Origin of the sequence: Nosocomiicoccus sp. HMSC067E10, assembly GCF_001810835.1 — a bacterium.
Taxonomy (GTDB): domain Bacteria; phylum Bacillota; class Bacilli; order Staphylococcales; family Salinicoccaceae; genus Nosocomiicoccus; species Nosocomiicoccus ampullae_A.
The window spans coordinates 52666-75544 of sequence record NZ_KV802776.1; the positions used below are offsets into that span (position 1 = coordinate 52666).

Sequence of the window (22879 nt, forward strand, 5' to 3'; positions counted from 1 at the left end):
AACAAGAATATCAAATTGAACAAGATGAATTAAATATTGAAAGGCAAAATATTTAATCGTTTTTAAAAGGTTGGTTTTTAACACCCTTTTTAAAAATTACAAATAAATTTCTTTTGAAATTTTATAAAAAGGCTCAAAGAGAGAATTGTTTGAAGTGTTATAATTAAATTAAATAATTCCACAATCGGGCGCGATTGTGGAAGATTAAATAGTCATTTAAGTTACAACCGAAGAGTTTAACTGCTCCTCGGTTGTTTTTATTTACTCATATTTCACAAACACATCTTTAAATCCAGCTTTCATTACTTTTAATTGTTGCTTACCCACATTTTTAACACTTCAACCTTTTACTTTTCCACCCTTGACAACAGCGCCACCAACTCCACATGCACTGTATGCGGAAATAGATCTACAGGTTGTACGATTTTTAGTTCATAGCCAAAATCTCTGAGCCATGTGATGTCTTTTGCGAATGTTTCTGGGTTACATGAAACGTATACTACTCTATCTGTTTGAAGGCGTCCGATTCTACGCATTACTTTTCCACCTGCACCTGATCTTGGTGGATCGAGCATAATGACATCTGGTCTACCCCAGTTTTCTAGCACTTCGTCGATACCGCGTCTAGCGTCTTTTGCGAGGAAGTATGTATTCGCTATATCATTTTCTTCAGCGTTTTGTTTTGCTGATTCTATAGAACTCTCGACAATTTCAATTCCAGCGAGTCTTTTAACACGCGTTGCAAATGGTAATGAGAACGTTCCTACTCCGCAAAATAAGTCAATCATCGACTGATCTTTCGTCGGTTTCACGAAGTCTATCGCGAGGTCTACTAATTTTTCTGCTTGTCTTGGATTTGTTTGGAAAAACGTATCAAACCATAGACGGTAATTAAACCCGTACATTTCGTCATGAATATAATCTCTACCATGAAGAACAACTGTACGTTCTGATTGCGTCATATCTGCTAAATCCGTATTTTTTGACCACGTAATACTCTCGATATTTTCTATTTCAGATACTAACGTTTTTAATAGTTTATTAATTTCTTCTTCATATGGTTCTGGATCATCTGCAGCAAATATCGCACACATGACTTCACCTGTATGTTGAGATTCACGCACCATTAAGTAACGTAAAATTCCTTCTTTTGTATCTTTGTTGTACGTTTTAATACCACTTTGCTTCGTCCACTCTGAGACTAAATTCATCACTTTTTCAGTCTCACTACCAGCAATTAAACATGAATCAAGGTCTATAATATTTCTAAAGTTATCCATTTCATGGAGACCTAGTTCACCGTTACTACCGAACGTAAACTCCATTTTGTTACGATAACGCCACATATTTTCTGCACCGATAATTGGACGAATCACTGAAGGATCGAAACCATTGTTTTCGATGTGCATTTTAACCGCATTTTCTTTTACTTTTAGTTGCGCATTATAATCAAAATGTTGCCACTGACATCCACCACAAATATCAAAATATTTACACGGTGCGTCGATACGGTTGTCATCTTTTTTTAAAATTTCAATTGGATGCGTAAACGCACTTTTACGGTTCATAGCATTTGGTACTTCAACACGGACTACTTCTCCAGGAATAGTGAGAGGGATTGTTAAACGTAAATTCTTACCTTTACCCTCCCAATCATCTCTTCGATACTTAGTAACTCCTTGACCTTTTTTATTAAAACTTTTTATTGTCACATCATATGTACGTGACTTTGACATAATCTTCACCTTCTACATTTCTTCTTTAGTTTCTAGACTAATTAAAGTAATAGACATTACCGTCTCCATCATAATTATCTGAATTAATTGTTTACATTACCTCTTCAATTAAATTATAAATTGTACCAATAACCTGAGCAAAATCTATTCCTTTAGCATATGGGTTTTTATTCTGATATCTACTCCATCTATCCCTAATTGATTCATTATTTTTTATAAGATTTATAATTTCAATAGCTCTATCTTTGGAAATATTTGTTTTTCTATATTTAAAAGTAAGTGATACAGCTCTTTTCAAATCTTCAAAATTTATTTTTTCTATTTGTGTGCTAAAAATTGTATAAACATCATAATAGTCCTTACTCCTACTATTATTTTCAGCTCTAGTTAATATCGTATGGAGTTTTTCCGACAAAACAGACTCAATTGGATAACATTTAAGGTCATATCTATCTCCTAAGATTGTCTGATATTCCTCATCAACTGGACTAGGATAAACTGAATCTCCTGTTGCAATATCTACAGCAAAAGGAATCCTTATGTTTGATAGATGGCCAATTAATTTAAATCTATGTCCACCATATTCATCATCAGAGCGTATTCTTTCACCATGCCCGTCAATTTCAAACCAAACGTCTGATTGATTAATTTCTGAAATTATTGATATTAAAATAGATTTAATATTGTCAGAGTCGATGTTAATTCCCTTTGCTAAAAAGTCTATATCTTGAGTAGCTCTATTTTGAACTCCTAACTTATATGTCAGTAGAATACCTCCCTTAAGCATGAAATTATCTTTATACTTACTTTGTGACAAAAGTTTTAGGAATTCATCAAAGAAAAATTGATTTAGCGCTAAATTATAGTTAATCTTTAATTCCATAGCTTTATTTCTAATTTTTGCAGTTATACTATCTTTATTCATATACAATAACCTCTAAAATATTTTCAATCTGTTCGGATATTCCAAATATATTCGCATATTTTCTTAATTTCCATATATCTTTACTATCTCTCTTCAGATAAAAATTCCAAGCTTTTGAAAATATTTCAGGATCTTGATTTTTTCGATCTCTAACAATATCACAAAGTGTTCTTTCCATATCATATACCGAAACTATATTACCTATCTCCGTTTTAACCTCAGTAATTCCCACTTCGTACCATTCTTTTTTTACATGATGAGGTATAACCATATCTTTTACTCTCCAAGTATTATATCCCTGATATACCGTAACCTCGTTAGTAAAAGGTAGTCTTTCCGTCAGACCATGTAAATAAAGCGCGGTTTGATAAGAATAAATGCATACCTTATGTTGAAGTTGGAAAATATATAGTTCATCATAATTATCATAGGAAGGATGAAGATAAACACCTCTTGCTACTCTTTCAAGTTCACCATTTCGAACCATATCTGTAAGATACCAAGAATCTATACTTTTTTCTGTAGCTTCTGATGCTGTAATTATTCCATTATTTTTTTTAATAATATTATTTATTTTTTTCTTGTTCATAAAAAAACTTCCTTTTGTGCTTTATTATATATAAAACAAAGCACAAAAGGAAGTAATAAATAGAAATCATATCAATTCAAATTTAATCATTTTTCCTTGTCAGTGGCACTAGAGCCTCCACATGATACGTCTTTGAAAACATATTGTACGGTGTGACTGGTCCTATTGTATATTTTTCACTTAATATTTTTAAATCACGTCCGAGTGTTGCTGGATTACATGAGATATACACGATTCTCTCTGGTTCCACTTGTAAAACCGTATCTAAAAATGCACGGTCGCACCCTTTTCTCGGAGGATCGATAAATAATGCATCGATATGTTTTTCGTTTACAATCTCTTTAATTTTCTCTTCAGCTTTACCTAATACATACGTCGCATTTTTTATGTCGTTTAACTTTGCATTGTCTCTTGCGTCCTCGACTGCACTTTCGACGACTTCTACACCAATTACTTCATCCACTTTGTCTGCTAATAATTGACCGATCGTACCAATACCTGAATACGCATCGATGACGACGTCTGTTTTTGTTAGTGCAGCCCGTTCGATTGCTTCACTATACATCTTTTCTGTAATTTCATGATTTACTTGATAAAACGATAAGTCTTTCACTTTAAATTGTTTATTTAATAACTCATCCACTATATATGACTTACCGTATCGTACGACTGAGTTGTAACTCGTGACGAGATTTGTTCTTTCAGTGTGAATGTTTTGAATGACACTTGTAATTCTAGCGTCTTGAACGAGTTCATCGACTAATGGTTTAAATGTATATGATTTACCATTCGTAACAAACACGATTTGTATTTCACTGTCATCGTGATTAGAACGGATGATTAAGTGCCTTAAAAACCCAGTATGTTTCTCTTCATTGTAAATTGAAATGTCGTATTTTACTATCAGTTTTCTTAACACTTCGATGATCTCGTTATGACTTCTTTTTTGAATCATACAATGATCGATATCGACGACGTCTTTACCATTTTTTTGAAATTGACCGATGACCACTTTACCACGCTGTTCTCTCACTGCAAACACTGTTTTATTTCGGTAATAATATAGTTCGTCAAGTTCAACTGTATCGTTCACTTCTATATCTTTAATATGACGTCTTAACGTATTTAAAACCGCTTCTTTTTTAAAGTCTCGTTCCTCGGTTTCATTCATATGTTGAACGTGGCATCCACCACAGATGTCATAATATTTACACGGTGGATTTACACGATTTTCACTTCTCGATAAAACATCTACTACTTTCCCCTGACTAAACTTATTACCAGTCTGAGTGAGTGTATATGTAATTGTTTCATTTCTTATAGCGCCATCTATAAACGCGAGGTGATTTTCTTTTACAACACCTCTACCGTCATGTGTATATCCTGACACTTTACTTTTATATGTATTGTCCATGTGATCCCCTGTTTTCTCTTTTAAAAATAGATGAAATTAATTATAATATTTATATTAAGATTTGGGAGGGTATGTTGTGAGAGCGAGTGGTTTGATGTTATGGGTTCTATTTGCATATATTCTTTTTACTGCATTTGAACTTGGCTTACCAGCAATCATTATGACTGGTGTCTCATTTTTTATTGCGTTAAATTTTACCCTCGTAAGAAATACGCATATTGAAGCATTTAACGAAAAACATAAAACGACGTTCGATGAAGAAATCGAGTCGATTAAAAATGAACAAAAAAACGAAGAATAACCAAAGCGGTTATTCTTTTTTAATTCTTACTTTAATGGCTTGTTGTAAATTTTTAAAATGTGCAGGTAACACACCACCGAGTTCTCCGTCTAAATTTAACTGTACTTCTTCGAAACTCGAGACATATAACTCTCTTGATTTAAAGTATTTTACTTTATCGTGCTTTAAATGCTCCCCACGCATCGCAAGCGTTAAAACGTGTGCAAGCTCTGCTAAATTGACCTCTTCTAATATTAAAACCGAAAAATATCCGTCGTCTAACTCAGCATCTGGTACGAGTTGTTCAAATCCGCCAATCGAGTTTGTTAAACCGATTAAAAACAACATAACACGTCCTGTGTAAACATCATCATCGTGTTCAATTCGTATTGGGAATGATGTAATTTGCGGGATAAGTTCAATTCCTTTTACGTAATATGCAAGAGATCCGATAACTGCCTTTAAGCGACTCGGTGCTTCGTAAGACACCTCTGTAATCTTACCGCCCCCACCGATATTCATAAAGTATTTACCGTTCATTAGACCGAGGTCTATCGCAAATGGTTCACCTTCAATAATATAGTCGAGCGCTTCAAAAATATCACTCGGTATACCTAGCGCTCGTGTAAAATCATTTACTGTCCCCATTGGGATAATCCCAAACTCAGGTGGTGTATCATGCTGAAGTAGGCCGTTAATGACTTCATTTACCGTACCGTCTCCACCAACCGCAATGACTAAATCAAACTCGAGTTCACATGCACGTTTCGCAGCAACAATCGCATCACCAATACCAGTCGTTCTATGTGCACTCGCAATGTACCCTGCACGCTCTAAACGTTCGAGAATTTGAGGAAGTTGTTGCTCAAACACTTCTCGCCCTGCCGTCGGATTATATATAATACGTGCTGTTTTCATAAGCTATCACCTACGCATATTTGATCGTACTAACAATATTTGCTCATGTTAATGAAAAATATTTTTAAATATGGTATTATCTAATCTAGATAATTGTATCATATATAATATAGACATTAAAAAATTACGAGGAGATTTGATGAAAAAACTAATTATTGTCCTACTTTCACTAGTATTTTTATTTTTATTATACTTAAATTTTTTACACGAAAATAAGAGTAACGTAGATAATAATAACAATACTAGTCAAGTAGAAAATTCCAGTAACAGCGATAACCAAAAAGATAAAAACGATCACACGAACAAAGAAGATGATGGAAAAGAAGAAGCTTCTACATCAGAAAATAATGTTTCAAGTGAACCACTTATATTTAATGAAGATGTCATCCAAGAAAAGTATGATGCAAACATTCAAAACAACGAACCGTTAACGGTCGATGTTGTATTACCGACGTATTATAGCGATGCATTCATGAACGATTTAAAAGAAGCATTTAACAATACGACGATTGAATTTAATCGTATCGATATTGATGTAAATTCTGGTCAACTTGCACAGTTAAACATTAATGACAGTGCTGATGTCGTTCTATTAAGCGCACTCCAAATTCAAGACTATAACGAAGAGGTCCTTCCAAGTCACGACTTACCGAACGTATTACGTATGTATATGTCGCTACTTGAAGCAAATAAGACAGCTGTCATTTTAAGTGAACCAAACGCACATGCACATGTTAACTTACAAAATGTATTAGAAGATGATCAAACATTTATGAGAGAGAACGATTACTTCTACGTTGATAATAGTAGAATAGAGCTCGATGACATGTTTGATTACGATCAAAACGTATTAACTCGTGAAGCAGAAAAAGAAGTTGCTAAAAACATTAGAGACTTCTTCTTACAATAATAAAAGACTTTGCACCTTAATTATAGGTGCAAAGTCTTTTTTAATATTATCTCTTATTAATTTCTTCTAAAAGAATCTTATTAACCATTTGTGGGTTTGCTTGTCCACGTGATTTTTTCATAATTTGTCCAACTAAGAATCCAATCGCACGGTCTTTACCATCTTTAAAGTCAGCGATTGATTGTGGGTTCTCATTAAGAACTTCTTCAACCATTTCACCAAGTACTGCTGGGTCTGAAATTTGCTCCATACCGAGCTTTTTAGCTGTTGCTTTAGCTTCTCCACCGTTTTTAATTAGTTCAGAGAATAATTTTTTCGCTTGTTTACCTGAAATTGTGCCGTCTTCAATAAGTCCGATCATTTCAGCTAAGTTTTTCGGTGTGATTTCTGTGTCGTGAAGTTCTACTTGTTGTTTGTTTAAGTACTCGTTCACACTAGTCATGATCCAATTTGATGCAAGTTTTGGATCAGCTTTATGAGTTTCGACCATCTCGTTAAAGAAGTCTGAGTGTTCTTTTGTGAGTGTTAAAATATCTGCATCATATTCTGGTAAACCGTACTCTTCTAAGTAACGTGTTTTTAACGCGTCTGGGAGTACTGGAATACTTGCTTTAACAGATTCTCTCCATTCGTCACTAATTCTGACCGGACCTAAGTCTGGATCTCTAAAGTAACGATAGTCATCTGCAGTTTCTTTAACACGCATTAAAATAGTTTCGCCAGTTTTTTCGTCAAAACGTCTCGTTTCTTGTTTGATTTCTCCACCTGACATTAGGACTTGTTGTTGGCGTTTTTCTTCGAATTCTAAACCTTTACGTACGTGGTTAAATGAGTTTAAGTTCTTTAACTCTGTTTTCGTACCGAATTCATCTTGTCCGTATGGACGAATTGAGATGTTCGCATCCGCACGTAATGATCCTTCTTCCATTTTAACGTCAGAAACACCTGTATATTGGATGATCGATTTTAGTTTTTCTAAATATTTGTATGCCTCTTCAGGTGTACGAATATCTGGTTCAGATACGATTTCTACAAGTGCTGAACCATGACGGTTTAAGTCGACGAGTGAATGGTCGTCTTTATGGACTGATTTACCAGCATCCGCTTCTAAGTGTAGACGCGTGATACCGATTTTTTTCTTTTTACCATCCACTTCAATTTCGATATGTCCGTGCTGACCGATTGGTTCTTTATCCTGCGTAATTTGGTACGCACTCGGGTTATCTGGATAGAAGTAATGCTTTCTGTCAAATCGAGTAACAGATGGAATTTCCATATTTAAAGCAAGAGCTGCTTTCATTGCGTACTCGATTGCTGTTTTGTTAACGACTGGTAACGCACCAGGATGTGCAAGTTCCATAACAGAAAGGTTTGTATTTGGTTCTGCACCAAAGTGTGAAGGTGCACCTGAGAATACTTTTGATTTTGTATTTAACTCGACGTGTACTTCGAGTCCGATTACTGTTTCAAAATGCATTTATTTAACCTCCAATGTGAGATTTTTTAATTCATCGTGAAGATTAAATTGTTGTTCGAATTTATACGCTGCATTGTAAATCTTACTTTCTTCGTAGTGATTTCCAATGATTTGTAATCCGATTGGACGATTATCTTCAGTTAAGCCACACGGTACTGATAATGCTGGTAATCCTGTTAAGTTTGCAGGGATTGTTAAGATGTCTGTCATCCATACATTCTCGTCTGGTTTACCAAATTCATGTGCTGGTGCAGCTGTTGTTGGTGTTAATATGAGATCGAATTTCGATAAAACTTCCGCAAATTCTTCCATTACTAATCGGCGTACTTTTTGCGCTTGTTCGAAGTAATCTTCAAAATGACCTGCTTGTAACATATACGTACCTAAAATGATACGGCGTTTTACTTCGTCACCGAAACCTTCTCCACGTGTTTTCTTATATAAGTCTTCTAAGTTTTCTGCTTCAGCACGGTAACCGTAACGAATTCCGTCAAAGCGTGCTAAGTTAGAAAATGCTTCACTTGAACTTACGATTTCATAAATTGAAATGACTTTGTCTAAATGATCGATACTGACTTCTTCAACTTCAGCACCGAGTGATTTAAACGTTTCAACTGCTTTTTCAATGCTTTCACGTACTTCAGCGTTAACATCTTCTGTCATTAATTCTTTAACGACTGCGATTTTCATACCCTTAATATCGTTATCGATGTTTGTTAAGAAATCCGCTTCTTTGTCCGCAGTTGTACCGTCAAACTCATCGAGTCCACTTAAAACGTTTAAAAGTATCGCATTATCTTTTACCGTCTTTGTAATTGGGCCAATTGTGTCAAATGATGAACCGAATGCAATGCCACCAAAACGTGATACTCTTCCATACGTTGGTTTCATACCAACGACACCGTTAAAGCTTGCAGGTTGACGAATTGATCCACCAGTATCAGTTCCGAGCGCTGCTGGCACAAATCCTGCCGCAACTGCAGCTGCAGAGCCACCTGAAGATCCACCTGGAACGAGTGTTGTGCTCCAAGCATTTGTCGTCTTTTTATAATAGGACGTTTCAGTTGTTGATCCCATCGCAAACTCGTCTAAGTTAATTTTACCGAGACTAATTGTTTCTGCGTCTTTTAACTTTTTAACGACCGTCGCGTCGTTAATTGGTGTAAAGTTTTCAAGCATTTTAGATGCTGCTGTTGTCGTGATCCCTTTTGTTAAAATGTTATCTTTAATACCGACCGGTAATCCAAATAGTTCACCTGTCATTTCATCTTTTGCTTGCAATTCATCAAGATGCTTTGCTTCTTTTAATGCGTCTTCTTTCGTTAATTTGATGAATGACTGAACGCTATTATCATGCGCTTCAATATGTTTATATAATCCTTCAACGACTTCTGAAGGTGTGAGTTCTTTTTGCTTAATTTTTGATACGATTTCTTCAACCGTTAAATGATGAATGTTAGTCACCAATGTCCCTCCTAGGAAATCATTTTTGGTACTTTAAATTGTCCGTCTTCTGTTGATTCTGAGTTTAATAACGCGTCTTCAATCGACACTTGATTGTTTGGATCGTCTTCACGTACGACGTCATAAATCTCTAACGCATGTGTTGCTGGTTCAACGTCAGATAAGTCCATGTTTTTTAAATCCTCTGCACGTTGTACGATGTCTGTAATAGACTCGGCATAACGCGTTGCTTCATCTTCAGTTAATGCAACTTTCGCAACGTCTGCCATCTTTAGTACTTCTTCTTTTGATACTGTTGGCATAAATATCCTCCTTTTTAAAACACGTATTATTTTATCAAAATATACGTTTCAATTCTATTGTTTGTTATTCTGTAATATAAAGTTCCGTATTCTCTTCACCGTCAGACGTAATAATCGAATACACTTTTGACTTATCTTGAATCTTTGCTTGAACTTTTGTGCCTTTAAAATGTTTTTCGACAAGTTCATACACGAATTGGCTTAAGCCGACCATTTCACCACGTGACTCGTATTCAAATGGTATTTCAATCGATAACTCGTCGAGTTTACCGTCACGAATCACACCACGTCCGACACTTGTAGAAAATGATTTAAAGTAACTTTCGAGTTCACGGTTAAATGCGCGGTATTCGCTGTTCACGTCTTCTGGTACTGATTCATTATTTGACGGTAGTAAAACGTTCTGTTCATCGATTGTTTCAAACTTAGGAATTTCTTTTGCACCTGGTTCAACAACCGCGTAGGATACGAAGTTACCAGGTATAATATCCGTTCCTTTTGATTGGATAAAGATCGCAAATACGACTTTTTTATCGACATAATCACTGTTTTCTCGAAGTCTCTCTAAAATTTCACGCGCCATATCTTCGCCCTCTTTTTGAACGACTTCTAAATCTAAATCTTTTTGATATGTCGTACCATACTGCTCTTTTTGATATAAGTACTCACTGTTCATTGCAAGACCGAACGTAATCCCTTCGAACGTCTGATTACCTTCTTCGTCAATTTTTAAGTAGTCTTGCTCAAGTATATGAGATAAGTAAAGTGGCGCGTTCTCTGCAAGTTTTTCTGGATCTTCTTCTCCGTTGTTTGATGGGTTTAACCCTAAGTTACTAAACGCACCTGTCCTTTTAAGTGTTGCCTCATCCATCTCATCGATTTGTTCTTTCGTATATTGACGTTTTAAATACTCTCGAGTCATTTTCTCAGACATAATTTGTCCTTCGCGAAACACGTATTCATCTGTTGGAAAGAATCTTTTCGACTGCTCAAAAAGGCCTTTTTCAAATGCTTCCATGTTATACGTTGAAACCATGTTAGAACTTGTTAACCCGCGTGCTGGAGAGAGTTCGTATGGTAAGACAGATTGGTAATAATCGCTTGAAATACTCTGTGTGACACTATCTTGTACATCTTCATTTCGTACAGTTTGAACGTTATTGTTATTTTCATCGTTATTTTCTGACGCATTCTCAACGTCGACAGACGTATTCGAACATGCCGTTAATATCGCTGTACCAAACAACGTACTCATTACAAGTTTTTTCATTTGCTATTCGCCCAACCTTTCGAGTAAATCCGCTTCACTCCATACAGTAATTTCTAACTCTCTCGCACGGTCTAATTTAGACCCCGCATCACTTCCAGCGACGACGACATCTGTGTTTTTAGACACACTACCTGTCACTTTCCCGCCATTTAACTCAATTTTTTCTTTCGCTTCCTTACGTGTTAACTCTTCGAGTTTACCTGTTAACACAAACGTCATCCCGTCAAACTGTGTACTCTCTTGCTCTTCAACCTCTTCAGTCATATTTAAACCTGCTGATTTTAGTTTTTCTATAAGATGAATAAAATCTTCGTTTGACGTATACGTTACAACAGAATCTGCGATCACTTCACCGATTTCAGGAACTTCCATCAACTCGTCTTTTTCAGCAGATAAAATATTATCCATCGTTATAAATCTCTCAGCAATTAAACGTGATGCTTTTTGGCCGAGAAAACGAATACCAAGACCAAATAATAACTTTTGAAGTGGTGCTTCTTTACTCGCTTCGATTGCGTTTAAGAGGTTCTCAGCTTTTTTATCTCCCACACGGTCTAACTCTATAAGTTCCTCTTTTTTAAGTGTGTATAGATCTGCAACGTCTGAAATGAGTTTCGCATCGTATAACTGATGAACAAATTTCTCACCGAGTCCGTCGATATTCATTGCCCCTCGAGAAGCAAAGTGAATAATATCTTCTACGATTTGAGCCGGACATTTCGGGTTAATACAACGAATCGCAACTTCTTCGTCTAACTTAACCGCTTCATGACCACATGACGGGCACTGTGTCGGTGCTTTATACACTTCTTGGTTTGTACGTTCTTCGTACACGACACGCACAACTTCCGGGATAATATCTCCGGCTTTATGGATAATTACCGTGTCGTTAATACGAATATCTTTTTCCTCGATTAGCTCATGATTATGAAGTGACGCACGTGCAACAGTCGTCCCAGCGACACGAACCGGTTCTAAAATTGCCGTCGGTGTAATGACACCTGTACGACCGACTGTCAGTTCAATGTCTATAATTTTCGTTTTTGCTTCTTCAGCTGGAAACTTATACGCAATTGCCCATTTTGGCGAGCGGACAGTATAACCAATTTCTTCTTGTAGGTCTATGTTGTTCACTTTAATAACAATTCCGTCGATTTCATACGGTAACTCATTACGGTGCTCTTGCCAGTAGTTGACGTATTCAATCACCCCGTCGATATCTTCTTTCACTGCGCGTTCTTTGTTTGTTTTAAATCCTAACTTATCGAGCTGATCGAGCGCCTCACTTTGAGACGTTACCCCTAATATGTCCGCGCGTGGTGTCCCGTATAAAAATATAGATAAATTACGTTCACTCGTCAGTTTCGTATTGAGTTGACGTAAACTACCTGCTGCAGCGTTTCTCGGATTTTGGAATACTTGTTCATTATTTTCTTCGCGACGTTTATTTAACGTTTCAAATGCTTTTTTTGGCATATACGCTTCACCGCGTACTTCAAATTGTGCATTTAAATCTGTTGACAGTGGAATCGCTCGAATCGTTCTTAAGTTATCAGTAATATTTTCACCAACAGTACCGTCGCCACGTGTGGCACCTTGAGAGAATTTACCGTCTTGATATAAAAGCGATACTGCAAGACCGTCGATTTTTAATTCACACATATACTCTACTTTTCCGACTGCGCGTTCTACTCTATCGTTAAATGCACGTAAATCTGCTTCGTTAAACGCATTAGATAAAGATAACATCGGCGTCTCATGCGTGACTTTTTCAAACTTATCAAGCACCACTCCTCCGACTCTAGAAGTTGGAGACGTGTCACTTTTTAACTCAGGATATTGTTCTTCAAGATGAAGTAACTCATGGAATAATTTGTCATACGTTTCGTCTGGAACCGAAGGGTGATCTAAAACATGATATTCATAATTGTACTGCGTCAGAAGTTTTTCTAATTCTCGCATGCGTTTTTCCATTTGTTATCACTCTTTCTTTTCAATTGGTGCGAATTTCGCAAGTAAACGTTTCGGACCAACTTTTGAAAATACGATATCGAGCTCCTCACTGTCACCTGACCCGTTAATTGCTGTAATCATACCGTCACCAAACGTTTTGTGTGTCACTTTATCGCCAACGTTAAATGTTACACCACTATTATCTGTAAACACTTGGCTTTTACTACGTGGACGTTTTTTACTGCTACTACTACGTCCGTCGTAAACAGAAATGAGTGATTCACCTTCAACTAAATCTGCTGGTATTTCTGACCAGAATTGGCTTTCCATTGCGTTATTTGTGCGACCAAATATTGTACGTGACGTCGCACGTGAAATGATTAAGCGCTCCATCGCACGTGTGATCGCAACGTACATGAGTCTGCGCTCTTCTTCGAGTTCTTCTTCAGTATCCATCGATCTATATGAAGGAAATAGCCCTTCCTCAAGACCAACAATGAAAATCACTTTAAACTCGAGTCCTTTAGAGGCGTGGATTGTCATAAGTGTGACAGCATCTGTATCGTCAACACTATCTTGATCACTAACGAGTGCCATATCACTTAAAAAGTCAAAGAGCAGTTCGTCTCCAATCGTATGTGTTTCGTCAAATTCTTTCGTTACTGTTTTAAACTCTTCTAAGTTTTCTATTCGTGAATTACTTTCAAGTGTGTTTTCACGGATAAGCATATTTAAATATCCAGTGTCGTGGAGTATTTCATCGACTAAGTCTGTAATCGACATAAACTTAGACTTTTCTTTTAAGTTTTCAAGTACACTTAATAATTGTGCTAAGTTTTCAGCGTTTTTCTTTGATAGACCGATGAAATCCGCGTCTTTAATTGCGTCGTATATGCTCGAATTTAACGCGTTCGCGTGTTGCTTTAACGTGTCGATCGTCTTCGGTCCGATTCCACGCTTTGGTGTATTAATAATACGTTCCATTGCGATATCATCGTGGATATTTAAAACGACTTTCATATAACTCATTAAGTCTTTAATTTCTTTACGTTGATAGAACTTCATACCACCAACCATATTATATGGTAGGGATGATTTTACGAGTGCATCTTCGATTGCACGTGACTGTGAGTTTGCGCGGTATAATACAGCCATGTCGTTAAATCTGTATCCTTCATTTTTGAGTTTTTGAATCTGTTTAACGACACGCTGGCCTTCTTCTCGTTCGTTTTGAGAGACGATTGATGTAATTTTTTCACCTTTACCACGACTTGTCACTAAATTTTTCGGTACGCGGCTCGTATTGTTTTCGATGACGTTATTCGCTGCGTCTAATATACGCTGATGCGAGCGGTAGTTTTCTTCGAGTAAAATCGTCTTTACGTTATCGTAGTCTTTTTCGAAGTTTAAAATATTCATAATATCTGCACCGCGGAATTTGTAAATTGACTGATCGCTATCCCCAACGACGCAAATATTTTCATATTTTTGACTAAGCATATAGACGAGCTGATATTGTGCATGGTTCGTATCTTGATATTCATCGACATGAATATATTGAAATTTTGTTTGGTAATAATTTAAGATTGCTTCATCTTTTTGAAACAGTTGTATCGTCAGCATAATTAAATCGTCAAAATCTAGCGCACTGTTACGATATAAAATTTCTTGGTATGACGTATATATATCCGCATTTAGTTTTTCTCTAAAATCATATGCGTTTTCTTTCGCTTCTTTTTCAGTAATTAATGCGTTTTTAAAGTTTGAAATAGCATTTAAAAACTGGCGGGGTGGATATTGTTTTTGGTCTATATTCATCGATTTTAAAACATCTTTTACGACATTGAGCTGATCTGTCGTGTCTAAGATTGAAAAACTTCTATCGTAGCCGAGTTTATCGATATCTCGTCTTAAAATTCTAACGCACATCGCGTGGAACGTTGAAATCCACATTTTAGATGTGTCGTCGTCGATTAGTTTGTCGACACGCTCTTTCATTTCTTTCGCTGCTTTATTTGTAAATGTGATCGCTAAAATGTTATAGCTTGGCACATCTTTTTCTTCAATTAAATATGCGATACGATGCGTTAACACACGTGTTTTTCCACTTCCAGCTCCAGCCATAACGAGGACAGGGCCTTCTGTTGTCGTAATTGCTTCATATTGCGCTCGGTTCATTAAAGATAAATCCATTACTCTACCTCATTTGTCGTTTTTAATGCTTGAGTAAAGTCATCGTAAATTGAATTTCCGACGACTAACGTATTTGCGAAAGGTTTTCTTTCTTTAAACTCTTCACGATTTTTAATTCCACCACCGTAAATAAGATGGCTATAGTTAAGTTGTGAATGTATATGTTTTAAAATGTCTACATCGATGAGTGTCCCACTGCATTCGATGTATAAATACTTTGACTCATATAGCTTATCAATCATATTTACAAGGCTTGTAAGTGTTTCTTCATCGGGTAAATAGCACTCCGCCTTGTTAAACGCTTTACACTCTTCATTTAAAATTATATATGGCAATATCGAGACTTCGTCGTAATCGATAATATCGTGAAACTCATGTAACGCTTCGACGAGTAGTCCGTTATGATATTTAATGTTCGTCGTATTAAACACAACGGGGATGAAATAATGATCGAATCCACCGATGACAGATTCAGTGTTTGATATTTCAAGTGCGAGTGGAATACTATAACGTCTCACGCGTGCGAGTAAATCTAAAACGTTGTCTTCAGTGACATTATCTGTTCCTCCGACGACGATTAAATCTGTTTTACTTTCAGCTAACCGTTCTAAATGCTCATCGCTAATCTCTTTCGCTGGATCTAATTTAAATATATGTTTTACGTCGCTTAACATTCGTTTCCTCCATAAAATCAATATTATAATTATAGCATTTTTTTACTATGCATTCTAAACGTACGATAGTCATCCACGAAAAAAACCTAGACAATGTCTAGGTTTATTCTTCTAATCCGACACGTTCAAATATACGGTCTACTGATTGTAAATAATGTCTGTTATCAAACGCATCATCAATATCTTCTTGTGATAAATATTTCGTGATTTCTGCGTCGTTCTCTATTAACGGTTGTAGAGCTTGTTTACCTTCCCATGCTTCCATCGCACGTGGTTGAACGAGATCATATGCTGCTTCACGTGATAGTCCTTTATCGATTAAACCGAGCATGACACGCTGAGAGTTCACAAGTCCATATGACGCGTTAATATTTGCTTTCATATTGTCTTCAAAAACGACTAAGTTTTGAATAATATTTTTAAATCGATTTAACATATAATTTGTTAAAATCGTAACGTCCGGTAGCATAATACGCTCTGCACTTGAGTGTGAGATATCTCTTTCATGCCATAACGGTACGTTTTCAAATGCTGGCGTCATATACCCACGAATGATTCTCGCAATTCCAGTAACGTTTTCTGAGCCGATTGGGTTACGTTTATGTGGCATCGCACTCGAACCTTTTTGTCCTTTTCTAAACGCTTCTTCGACTTCACGCACTTCACTACGTTGTAAATGACGAACTTCTACTGCCATTTTTTCAACAGATGTTGCGATTAACGCAAGTGTCGAAATATAAAATGCATGGCGATCGCGCTGTAACGTTTGCGTCGATACACGTGCATAGTCTAAACCGAGATGTTTACAGACGTACTCTTCGATTTCAGGTGGGATATTTGCAAAGTTACCGACTGCTCCACTCATCTTACCGACTTCAATATCTTTTCTAGCATACTTAAAACGCTCTAAGTTACGTTTCATTTCTTCATACCATAATGCAAGCTTAATACCAAACGATGTCGGTTCAGCATGAATACCATGTGTTCTACCCATCATTAACGTGTATTTATGTGCTTGTGCTTTATCTTTTAAGACGTCTAAAAATGCATTTAAATCTTTCTCGATAATTTCGTTTGCTTGTTTGATTAAGTACCCTTGTGCCGTATCGACGACGTCTGTTGACGTGAGGCCGTAGTGGACCCACTTTTTCTCTGGACCTAACGTTTCAGAAATTTGACGTGTAAATGCGACGACGTCGTGGCGTGTTTCTGCTTCAATCTCTTTAATTCGGTCGATGTCAATTTTGGCATTTGGACGGAGTTGTTTTACTTCATCCATTGGAATTTCTCCAAGCTCTGCCCACGCTTCTGCTGCTAAAATTTCAACTTCTAACCATGCACGAAATTTGTTTTCTTCTGTCCAAATATTGGCCATTTCTTCTCTAGTATAACGAGGAATCATATTTATACGTCTCCTTTTATCGTTAGTCGATTAATTTGCCTTCAAATACTATTTCTTGGTGACTCACTTCAATCCCGTTTTCTGTTTCCTTAAAGACAGGTTTTTCTATACGTCTCACGGGCGTATAACCTTCACTTCTCATTTGTTGTAACACGGATTCAATCGTATCGTTCTCTGTAACTTCAAACTTCTTCTTTTTTAGTTGTTTTTTATTTTTCATTAGTACTGACTTCTTCTAAAATTTCTTCTACATCTTCAACGTCATATGACGCAACTTCACGATTTCGTACACCTTTTGTCCAGAATCCACCGTGAATAGATTTTGGCTCATATGACACGATAAATGCATTCGGATCAAGCTCAATAATCGTATTTATAAGTTTTTTCTCGTGGCGTCTCGGCGTTAAAATTTGCATCGTCGTACGTTCACCGTCACGTCCATAACTGTACCCGTGCGTAACACCGTAGCCAAGTTCTCTTAACTGCATCGGCAAATCTTTATCTTTTTCTGCAGTTATTGCATTGACGACTTGATATCCTAAAGCAAGCTTTTCTTCGATGCGGATACCAACGAGTATCCCTGTACCAAAACCAAACGCATACGCAAGTATGTTAATCGGCTTATCTAAGTTATCTAACACTAGACCAAGTCCGATAATATAAATGAGCGTTTCAAAAATACTCACTAACGCAGCGACGTACTTATATCCTTTTAACGTCGAAATCGTACGCATCGTTAAAAACGAGACGTAACATATGTTGATTAAAAAGATTGTAAGTACCATCAGCCATGCGTTTTCACTAATTAATTGTAACAATAATTACTCCTCCATGTATTTCGGTTTAAGGTATCGATGATACGGTTTATCTCTTTTATGTTGACTCGTCTTATACAAATGAATAATACGATTAAACGCCGCTTCAGGTACTGTTTTACCTTCTAAAAAGTCATCGATATCTTTATAACTCACTTGAAGTGCATCTTCATCGCTTAACAGTGGGCGGTCGGATTCTAAATCTGCTGTAGGAACTTTTAAATATAAATGTTCTGGACAATTTAAGTATTTTAAAATTTGTTGTCCTTGACGTTTGTTTAAACCAGTTAAAGGCATGACGTCTGCTGCACCGTCACCAAACTTCGTGTAAAATCCAGTCAGTGCTTCTGCAGCGTGATCTGACCCGAGTACTACACCTTTACGGTCTGCAGCAATCGCATATTGCGCCTTCATGCGTTCACGTGCTTTTTCATTACCGATTACGAAGTCACTAATATGAAACGATGCATCATTTAGTGCTTCTACACTCGCATCGACGGCATTTTTTATATTAATAGTAACGTCAAAATCTGGATTTATATAAGTAATAGCGTCGTCGACGTCATTCATATCGAGCTGTGTACCGTACGGTAAACGTACTCCGTAAAAATGAATCGTATGACCCTCTTCACGTAACTCTTCGACCGCCATTTGCGCGAGTTTTCCGAGTAATGTTGAGTCTTGACCACCGCTTATCCCTAAGACGAAACTTTCAATAAAGTCGTGGTGGTATTTATAGTTTTTAAGAAAATCGATGATTTCACGCACTTCTCTGTCAGGGTTGATGTTTTCTTTAACGTGTAACGCATCTATAATTTCTCGCTGAATATCATGCATTAATATCACGCTCAGCAATCGATTCGATTAATGACTTTTTATCTTCCCATAATTGTAAGCTTAAATCGACTGGATAAATTTGTGGGTTTAATAGGCGTCTATTTTCTTCCCATAATTCATCTAACGCTGCTTCACGTAATTGACTCATTTCATCAATAGATGATGACTCATATACGAGTTGTCCGTTGACAAAAATATCATGTAACTTTTTCACTGCTGTAAAGTTCTTAACGTATTTACGTTTAACTGTATGCACAGGGTCGAACATAAATAACGGTTCACTATAATCGATTTCCTCACCGACACGTGTAATATAATCACCCTCAGATTTTTTCGTCTCATTATTAATAATACGATACACTTCTTTTTTACCCGGTGTCGTTAACTTTTCGACGTTTCCTGAAATTTTCATACGGTCGACTAACTCGCCATTTTCGTCTTCAATTGCAGATAGTTTATATACTGCACCAAGCGCAGGTTGATCGTATGCAGTAATTAGTTTTGTACCAATACCGTAACTATCTACTTTAGCACCTTGCGTGAGTAACGACTGAATTGTGTATTCGTCGAGGTCATTAGATACGATGATTTTTGCATCTTTAAATCCAGCATCATCTAACATCTTTCTCGCTTTTTTAGATAAATACGCAATATCTCCAGAGTCTAAACGAATACCGATAAAGTTAATTTTGTCACCGTACTCTTTTGCGACACGAATCGCTGTTGGAACACCTGACTTTAACGTATCGAACGTATCGACTAAAAAGACACAATCTTTATGCGTATCTGCATATGCTTTAAATGCTGAATAATCATCACCAAACGTTTGAACGAGCGCATGGGCATGTGTACCTGTCGGCTTAATACCAAACTTTTTAGCCGCACGAACGTTTGATGTACCGTCAAATCCACCAATGACTGCAGCGCGTGCGCCCCAAATTGCCGCATCAAACTCTTGTGCACGTCGCGTTCCAAATTCCATCAGTTGGTCATCCGGAACGAGTTCACGAATACGGCTTGCTTTTGTTGCGATTAGTGTTTGGAAGTTAATGATATTTAAAATAGCCGTTTCGATCAGTTGACACTCTGCAAGTGGTGCGTCTACTTGGAGTATCGGCTCGTTATTAAAACAAACGTCTCCTTCTTTAAACGCACGAATTGTACCTGTGAAACGAAACTCTTTTAAGTAGTCAATGAATGCTTCATCATAACCAAGTGTTTCTAAATACTCGATATCTGTTTTTGAGAATCTAAGATTTTTTATATAGTCGATAATACGCTCAAGTCCAGCAAATACAGCGTATCCATTTTTAAACGGCATCGTTCTAAAATATGCTTCAAACACTGCACGTTTATTATGAATATCTTTATCAAAATATGTCTTTGCCATATTGATTTGATACAAATCTGTGTGTAACATATAACTGTCGTCTTTAAACATCGTTTAACCCCTTACTTGAAGATGAATTTTTATTTTTTAATATTTTTAGATTACATACATTATATATGAATTGGCGGGTGAATTAAATGAGATTTACTAGTTTCAGAGCACGCTTCATCGTTTTATCTATCATCGTTTGTATTAGCGGGTTCTCTCAAGGTATGTTGCTCCCTTTAATATCGTTTATTTTTGAGTCGCGTGGCATTAGTGCGACGTTAAGTGGCTTCCATACTGCTGGGTTATATCTCGGTGTGTTTATATCTAGTTTCTTAATAGAAGCACCGATGAGAAAATACGGATATCAAAAACTCATTGTATTCGGTGGACTATTTGTCGGTGTATCGTTGTTTTTATTCCCCATTTTAGATTCAATTATGTTTTGGTTTATATTACGCGTAATTATCGGAATTGCAGATAACGTATTACATATGTCAACACAAACGTGGCTAACGTCCACAACACCGCAACATAAAATCGGAAAAGTTATCGCTGTGTATGGTCTGTTTTTCTCATTAGGATTTATGATTGGACCAAAAGTTGCCGACTTAGTCGTTTATGGGACTCATGTTCCGTTTGTTTTATCGAGTGTGATTACAATGCTTGCATGGCCGCTAATTTTCACATTAAAAGGTGCGAGTGAAGCAAAACCAGATAGTGATAACGTACCAATTACGTTATTATCGACGTTAACGAACTTTAAAACAGTTATCGTATACGGATGGGCAGCACTGATGTTCCCGATGTTATACGGATTTTATGAGAGTTCTTTAAACTCAAACTTCCCAGTATTTGCAATGCGAAATGGCTTTGAAATTAGCCAAGTGACTTGGATTTTACCGATGTTTAACTTAGGTGCTATTTTATTCCAACTTCCAATCGGTGCACTCGGAGATCGAATGGGGCGTGGCAAACTACTCACGTGGCTAGTTTCAATCGGAAGTATCGGATTTTTACTAATGGAACTCAATAAAGAATCATTTTTCATGCTGACAGCACTATTTTTAATGACCGGAGTTGCGTGTGGATCGATGTATAGTCTTGGACTTGGCTATTTAACAGATGTCATTCCACGTACACATATCGCTGCAGGGAACTTACTTATCAGTATTATATTTTCTATCGGAAGTATACTCGGACCAGTATTTGGTGGATCGTTAATCAGCCTATCAAATGGCACGTTATACTTCTCATTCTTTACAGCTGTAATGGTTCTCGTATTAATCGGAAACTTAATTTTCCGTTATCAACTCAAAAATAGAACGAATTTCTAATTCGTGATAAAATAAAATTAATTAGACAATAAATAAGGAGTTTATTCAATGACAGTAAAAGTTTTTGGACATAAAAACCCAGATACAGACACAATCACATCTGCGATCGTAGCAGCAATTATTGAACGTGAACTCGGTAAAGAAGCGACAGCTTACCGACTTGGAGATTTAAACAAAGAAACAGAATACGCGTTAAACTATTTTAATGTGGAAACACCTGAATTATTAGATTCAGTTCAAGAAAACGACGAAGTCATGCTCGTTGACCATAACGAGTTTCAACAATCTGCAGACGGTATCGACAAAGCGACGATTTTAAGCGTCATCGATCACCACCGTGTAGCAAATTTTGAAACGAATGCTCCACTCTACTTTAGAGCAGAGCCTGTCGGTTGTACTGCGACGATTTTAAATAAGATTTGTAAAGAAAACAATGTCACAGTAACAAAAGAAATGGCTGGTTTAATGATGTCAGCAATCATTTCTGATACGTTACTATTAAAATCACCAACGACGACTACTGAAGACGAAGAAGCACTTCACGAACTCGCAACAATCGCAGACGTGAACTATGATCATTACGGTTTAGAAATGTTAAAAGCAGGTGCTTCAACGAAAGATAAAAGTGCACAAGCACTTATCACTGGAGACGCGAAAACTTTTGAAATGGGCGATAACAGCGTCAGAATCGCTCAAGTAAACGTCGTTGATTTAGATGAACTTTTCGAAAGAAAAGAAGAAATCGTCGATGAAATCAAAAAAGAAAGCGACAGAGAAAAGTACGACCTATTCATTTTAGTCGTAACAGACATCTTAGCGTCAGACTCTAGAGTCATCGCAATCGGAGAAAACAACAAAGTCATCGAGCGTGCATTTGACGTTGCACTAGATGACAACGAAGCGTTACTCACAGGTGTTGTTTCTCGTAAAAAACAAGTCGTTCCAAACATCGAAAAAGCATTCCAATCATTATATGAGTAAAAATAATATCATAACCTTCTAGTATTA

At 36.7% G+C, this 22879-nt stretch carries 21 protein-coding genes; 4 read left to right on the forward strand and 17 right to left on the reverse strand.

The annotated features are described in order from the left end of the window. Positions 1-347 precede the first annotated feature (347 nt). From rlmD (HMPREF2767_RS07540) to rlmD (HMPREF2767_RS07555), 4 genes are all read right to left on the reverse strand, one after another. A complete protein-coding gene (rlmD, locus tag HMPREF2767_RS07540) occupies positions 348-1736 on the reverse strand; it encodes a 23S rRNA (uracil(1939)-C(5))-methyltransferase RlmD (RefSeq protein ID WP_070623617.1) in 1389 nt (462 codons plus the stop codon). 91 nt (positions 1737-1827) lie between these two features. Next, the gene (locus tag HMPREF2767_RS07545) at positions 1828-2661 is read right to left on the reverse strand and encodes a nucleotidyl transferase AbiEii/AbiGii toxin family protein (protein ID WP_070458538.1); all 834 of its coding nucleotides are present in this window, start codon (positions 2659-2661) and stop codon (positions 1828-1830) included. Next, complete coding sequence (locus tag HMPREF2767_RS07550) at positions 2654-3250, reverse strand: type IV toxin-antitoxin system AbiEi family antitoxin domain-containing protein (RefSeq protein WP_068131002.1); 597 nt, start codon at positions 3248-3250, stop codon at positions 2654-2656. The genes HMPREF2767_RS07545 and HMPREF2767_RS07550 overlap by 8 nt, the downstream gene beginning before the upstream one ends. 82 nt (positions 3251-3332) lie before the next feature. Continuing rightward, positions 3333-4664, reverse strand: coding sequence for a 23S rRNA (uracil(1939)-C(5))-methyltransferase RlmD (rlmD, locus tag HMPREF2767_RS07555; protein ID WP_070623620.1), 1332 nt, complete (start codon positions 4662-4664; stop codon positions 3333-3335). A 76-nt stretch (positions 4665-4740) separates the two neighbouring features. On the opposite strand from rlmD (HMPREF2767_RS07555), the gene HMPREF2767_RS07560 reads away from it, so the two are divergent. Then, the gene (locus HMPREF2767_RS07560; RefSeq protein WP_068131008.1) at positions 4741-4965 is read left to right on the forward strand and encodes a hypothetical protein; all 225 of its coding nucleotides are present in this window, start codon (positions 4741-4743) and stop codon (positions 4963-4965) included. Between the two features lie 9 nt (positions 4966-4974). On the opposite strand, the gene HMPREF2767_RS07565 is transcribed toward HMPREF2767_RS07560, so the two are convergent. Next, entirely contained in the window at positions 4975-5862 is an 888-nt protein-coding gene (locus HMPREF2767_RS07565; RefSeq protein ID WP_040928982.1) for a diacylglycerol kinase, read from the reverse strand. A gap of 139 nt (positions 5863-6001) precedes the next feature. On the opposite strand from HMPREF2767_RS07565, the gene HMPREF2767_RS07570 reads away from it, so the two are divergent. Beyond that, entirely contained in the window at positions 6002-6772 is a 771-nt protein-coding gene (locus tag HMPREF2767_RS07570) for a hypothetical protein (protein WP_070458530.1), read from the forward strand. Between the two features lie 46 nt (positions 6773-6818). Here HMPREF2767_RS07570 and gatB read toward each other — a convergent pair whose 3' ends face one another. The 12 genes from gatB to HMPREF2767_RS07630 all read right to left on the reverse strand — a co-directional run bounded on the left by gatB (position 6819) and on the right by HMPREF2767_RS07630 (position 20600). After that, on the reverse strand, positions 6819-8249 hold the full coding sequence (gatB, locus tag HMPREF2767_RS07575) for an Asp-tRNA(Asn)/Glu-tRNA(Gln) amidotransferase subunit GatB (protein ID WP_040928984.1): 1431 nt from the start codon (positions 8247-8249) through the stop codon (positions 6819-6821). After that, on the reverse strand, positions 8250-9713 hold the full coding sequence (gene gatA / locus HMPREF2767_RS07580) for an Asp-tRNA(Asn)/Glu-tRNA(Gln) amidotransferase subunit GatA (protein ID WP_070623622.1): 1464 nt from the start codon (positions 9711-9713) through the stop codon (positions 8250-8252). Positions 9714-9724: 11 nt separating this feature from the next. Next, complete coding sequence (gatC, locus tag HMPREF2767_RS07585) at positions 9725-10015, reverse strand: Asp-tRNA(Asn)/Glu-tRNA(Gln) amidotransferase subunit GatC (protein WP_040928986.1); 291 nt, start codon at positions 10013-10015, stop codon at positions 9725-9727. Positions 10016-10079: 64 nt separating this feature from the next. Further along, the gene (locus tag HMPREF2767_RS07590; RefSeq protein ID WP_040928987.1) at positions 10080-11285 is read right to left on the reverse strand and encodes a CamS family sex pheromone protein; all 1206 of its coding nucleotides are present in this window, start codon (positions 11283-11285) and stop codon (positions 10080-10082) included. 3 nt (positions 11286-11288) lie between these two features. Then, the gene (ligA, locus tag HMPREF2767_RS07595) at positions 11289-13259 is read right to left on the reverse strand and encodes an NAD-dependent DNA ligase LigA (protein WP_070623625.1); all 1971 of its coding nucleotides are present in this window, start codon (positions 13257-13259) and stop codon (positions 11289-11291) included. A 6-nt stretch (positions 13260-13265) separates the two neighbouring features. After that, entirely contained in the window at positions 13266-15431 is a 2166-nt protein-coding gene (gene pcrA / locus HMPREF2767_RS07600; RefSeq protein WP_070458518.1) for a DNA helicase PcrA, read from the reverse strand. Then, on the reverse strand, positions 15431-16105 hold the full coding sequence (locus tag HMPREF2767_RS07605) for a heptaprenylglyceryl phosphate synthase (protein WP_070623628.1): 675 nt from the start codon (positions 16103-16105) through the stop codon (positions 15431-15433). Before HMPREF2767_RS07605 ends, pcrA begins: the two co-directional genes overlap by 1 nt. A gap of 103 nt (positions 16106-16208) precedes the next feature. Next, a complete protein-coding gene (gene purB, locus HMPREF2767_RS07610; RefSeq protein ID WP_070623631.1) occupies positions 16209-17507 on the reverse strand; it encodes an adenylosuccinate lyase in 1299 nt (432 codons plus the stop codon). Positions 17508-17529: 22 nt separating this feature from the next. Next, the gene (locus tag HMPREF2767_RS07615) at positions 17530-17727 is read right to left on the reverse strand and encodes an NETI motif-containing protein (RefSeq protein ID WP_070623634.1); all 198 of its coding nucleotides are present in this window, start codon (positions 17725-17727) and stop codon (positions 17530-17532) included. After that, positions 17717-18292 (reverse strand): DUF2179 domain-containing protein, encoded by a 576-nt coding sequence (locus HMPREF2767_RS07620; RefSeq protein ID WP_070623739.1) that lies wholly within the window; start codon positions 18290-18292, stop codon positions 17717-17719. Before HMPREF2767_RS07620 ends, HMPREF2767_RS07615 begins: the two co-directional genes overlap by 11 nt. A gap of 36 nt (positions 18293-18328) precedes the next feature. Beyond that, the gene (gene nadE / locus HMPREF2767_RS07625; protein WP_070623637.1) at positions 18329-19159 is read right to left on the reverse strand and encodes an ammonia-dependent NAD(+) synthetase; all 831 of its coding nucleotides are present in this window, start codon (positions 19157-19159) and stop codon (positions 18329-18331) included. Beyond that, positions 19152-20600 (reverse strand): nicotinate phosphoribosyltransferase, encoded by a 1449-nt coding sequence (locus tag HMPREF2767_RS07630; protein ID WP_070623640.1) that lies wholly within the window; start codon positions 20598-20600, stop codon positions 19152-19154. The genes nadE and HMPREF2767_RS07630 overlap by 8 nt, the downstream gene beginning before the upstream one ends. A gap of 86 nt (positions 20601-20686) precedes the next feature. On the opposite strand from HMPREF2767_RS07630, the gene HMPREF2767_RS07635 reads away from it, so the two are divergent. Together HMPREF2767_RS07635 and HMPREF2767_RS07640 are read left to right on the forward strand one after the other, a co-directional pair. Then, entirely contained in the window at positions 20687-21871 is a 1185-nt protein-coding gene (locus HMPREF2767_RS07635; protein ID WP_070623643.1) for an MFS transporter, read from the forward strand. A gap of 48 nt (positions 21872-21919) precedes the next feature. Next, entirely contained in the window at positions 21920-22852 is a 933-nt protein-coding gene (locus HMPREF2767_RS07640; RefSeq protein WP_070623645.1) for a manganese-dependent inorganic pyrophosphatase, read from the forward strand. The last annotated feature ends 27 nt before the right edge of the window (positions 22853-22879 follow it).